The sequence below is a fragment of the Mesorhizobium sp. M2C.T.Ca.TU.002.02.1.1 genome (assembly GCF_003997225.1).
The window spans coordinates 1-530 of sequence record NZ_RZTO01001478.1 but is presented as its reverse complement, the minus strand read 5'-3'; the positions used below and the strand labels follow the sequence as shown (position 1 = coordinate 530).

1 pseudogene is annotated in these 530 nt (G+C 68.7%); it reads right to left on the bottom strand.

Annotation, left to right across the window (positions count from 1 at the left end):
- Window positions 1-530: pseudogene (locus tag EOD07_RS36835) on the bottom strand (acetate--CoA ligase family protein); the annotation flags it as partial.

Here is a 530-nt window from a genome sequence, read left to right as displayed (position 1 = left end):
CCGTCGCCTGCCTTGCCTGCTCCGAGCGGCCCACCTTCATGGCGATGATCGGCTTCTTCAGCTCGCGCGCCCGCGCCGCCAGTCTCTCGAAGCCGGCTACCGAGTCGAAAGCCTCGATATGCAGGCCGAGCGAGGTGACGCGCTCGTCCTCGATCAGGCCGAGCGCCATTTCGGAGAGCCCCGTCTGCGCCTGGTTGCCGGCCGTCATCAGGAAGGCGATCGGCAGGCCGCGCTTCTGCATCGTCATGTTGATGGCGATGTTGGACGACTGGGTGATGATGGCCACACCCTTGCCGCCTTCGGCCAGGCGGATGCCGCCATGCTGGTCGGGCCACAGCAACGCGCCGTCGGCATAGTTGATCAGGCCGTAGCAGTTCGGGCCGATGATCGGCATCTGGCCGGCGGCGGCGACGAGCTCGGCCTGCAGCCGCTCGCCGTCCTCGTCATAGGCCTCGGTCTCGAGGAAGCCCGCGGCGAAGCAGACGGCGCCGCCGGCGCCGCGCTCGGCCAGCGCCTTGATCACCTCGATG